Below are 2,221 nucleotides of genomic sequence, written 5' to 3' on the forward strand. Positions count from 1 at the left end.
TTGTGGCCTGGGTCACACCACATCGTCCAAGCCCTAAAATGGAATCAATGGCCACCACGATCCGTCCTGCAACACCCGCCGACGTCCCCCTGATCCTCGAACTGGTTCGCGCCCTGGCCGCTTATGAGCGCGAACCCGACGCCGTGCTTGCCACCGAGGAAGACTTGCTGCGCGACGGGTTTGGACCCCATCCTTATTTTTACGCGCAGATCGCCGAGCACAATGGCCAGCCGGCCGGATTCGCGCTCTACTTCTTTAATTACTCCACTTGGGTGGGCCGGCCGGGCCTCTATCTCGAAGATCTTTTCGTCCAGCCGCAATTTCGCGGTCTGGGCATCGGAAAAGCACTTCTGGAACGGGTGGCCGCCATCGCCGTGGAGAAGGGCTGCCGGCGCCTGCAATGGGAGGTGCTGGACTGGAACACTCCGGCCATCGAGTTTTATCGCTCCATGGGCGCCGAATTCCTCGATGAGTGGCGCAATGTGCGCATCTCCGGCGACGCCGTGCAACGTTTGGCCGGCGAGGCTGCTGTGCCGACCGAAAGGAGCGCCCAGTGAGGATTCGCGTGATTGGCGGCGGACTGGCCGGCCCCGAGGCCGCCCTCACGGCGGCCCGCCTGGGTTGCGCCGTCGAACTCTACGAGATGCGCCGCATGGTGGACGGCCAGCCGCTGCTCACTCCGGCTCATCAAACGACAGATTTCGGCGAGCTGGTCTGTTCCAACTCGCTCAAGAGCGAGTCGCCCAATACGGCGCCCTGGCTCCTCAAGCAGGAGATGCGCCACGCCGGCTCGGCGCTGATCCGCATCGCCGACGAAACCGCTGTTCCCGCCGGGCACGCCCTGGCCGTGGACCGCATCGAATTCTCGCGCCGCATCAACGATGCCATCGCCGCCCAGCCACTGATTCGCGTGGTGCGCGAAGAAGTCACCCGCCTGACCGAAGAACCCGACACGCTCACCATCCTGGCCACCGGGCCGCTGACCTCCGACGCTCTCGGCAAGGAGATCGAGCGGCTGACCGGCTCCGGCCACCTGGCCTTTTACGACTCCATCTCGCCCATCGTCGAGGCCGAATCCATCGACATGGACCGCGTCTACTTTGCCGCGCGCTGGGACAAGGGCACGGCCGACTACATCAACTGCCCCATGGACCGCGCCGAATACGATGCCTTCCTCGATGCGCTGCTGGCGGCCGAGCCCGCCGAAGCCAAGCAGTGGGAGAATCTGGAGTACTTCGAAGGCTGCCTGCCCATCGAGGTTATTGCCCGCCGCGGCCGAGACACGCTGCGCTTCGGCCCCATGAAGCCCGTCGGCCTGCGCGATCCGCGCACCGGCAAAACGCCCTGGGCGGTGGTGCAACTGCGCAAGGAGAACCTGCGCGCCGACAGCTACAACCTGGTCGGCTTCCAGAACCACCTCAAGTGGGGCGATCAGGCCCGCGTGCTGCGCCTCATTCCGGGGCTTGAGAACGCGCGGTTCCTGCGCTACGGCCAGATTCATCGCAACACCTATATCCAGGCGCCGCTGCTGCTCGACGAGACCCTCCGCCTCAAGGCGCACCCGCAAATCATGATTGCCGGCCAGCTTTGCGGCGTCGAAGGCTACACCGAGTCCATCGCCGCGGGACTGCTGGCTGGCATTTATGCTGCCGCGGTGGCTGGCGGCGAGCAACCCAGGCCCGTGCCGCGCGCCAGCGCTCACGGTTCGCTGATGCACTACATCACGCATGCCGAGGCAAAGGATTTTCAGCCCGCCAACACCACCTTCGACCTGCTGGAGCCGCTCGAGGAAGAAGTGCGCAAGAAGATTCGCGACAAGAAGGAGCGCCATCGCATCCAGTGCGAACGCGCTTTGGCCGCCTTCGATGCATGGCTGGCGGCCGCAACACCTCTGGCGGCGGTACAAAGCTAGGCCTCCACCCCGGCCGATCTTCCATCGCTGTCGGGTGCCCCAGGTCTCGTTTTTGAGACCTGGGATAGCACGAACCCAAAGTTCTTCTTTTCGCGGTCAGAGACTTAGCCAGTGGTTTGGAAGCCGACGCTACAGCGCTTAGAAACCAGGTCTGCCACCTTTTGCCTGTTCGATGGCCCGGCCGAGATCCTCGATGAGATCTTCTTCGTCTTCGATGCCCACCGAAAGCCGAATCAGGTCTGCCGGCATCGATCGTTGCGCCATCACCTGCGGCGGAACGCTGGCGTGCGACATGGTTCCCGGCAGGCA

3 protein-coding genes are annotated in these 2,221 nt (G+C 64.1%); 2 read left to right on the forward strand and 1 reads right to left on the reverse strand.

The genetic code is table 11. The annotated features are described in order from the left end of the window. Nucleotides 1–2: 2 nt before the first annotated feature. Both AC1P6P_RS20120 and trmFO read left to right on the forward strand, forming a co-directional pair. The gene (locus AC1P6P_RS20120; protein ID WP_481404231.1) at nucleotides 3–557 is read left to right on the forward strand and encodes an N-acetyltransferase family protein; all 555 of its coding nucleotides are present in this window, start codon (nucleotides 3–5) and stop codon (nucleotides 555–557) included. Next, nucleotides 554–1,912, forward strand: a complete 1,359-nt coding sequence (gene trmFO, locus AC1P6P_RS20125) for a methylenetetrahydrofolate--tRNA-(uracil(54)-C(5))-methyltransferase (FADH(2)-oxidizing) TrmFO (RefSeq protein WP_481404232.1) — start codon at nucleotides 554–556, stop codon at nucleotides 1,910–1,912. Before AC1P6P_RS20120 ends, trmFO begins: the two co-directional genes overlap by 4 nt. 138 nt (nucleotides 1,913–2,050) lie before the next feature. Here trmFO and AC1P6P_RS20130 read toward each other — a convergent pair whose 3' ends face one another. Then, nucleotides 2,051–2,206, reverse strand: coding sequence for a PLP-dependent transferase (locus tag AC1P6P_RS20130; protein ID WP_481404233.1), 156 nt, complete (start codon nucleotides 2,204–2,206; stop codon nucleotides 2,051–2,053). Between the last annotated feature and the right edge of the window lie 15 nt (nucleotides 2,207–2,221).

The sequence above is a fragment of the Rhizomicrobium sp. genome (genome assembly GCF_056722145.1).

Excerpts from the sequence above, each read along its gene's own strand:
- AC1P6P_RS20130 (WP_481404233.1), bottom strand. The coding sequence starts at position 2,206 with ATGTCGCACGCCAGCGTTCCGCCGCAGGTGATGGCGCAACGATCGATG.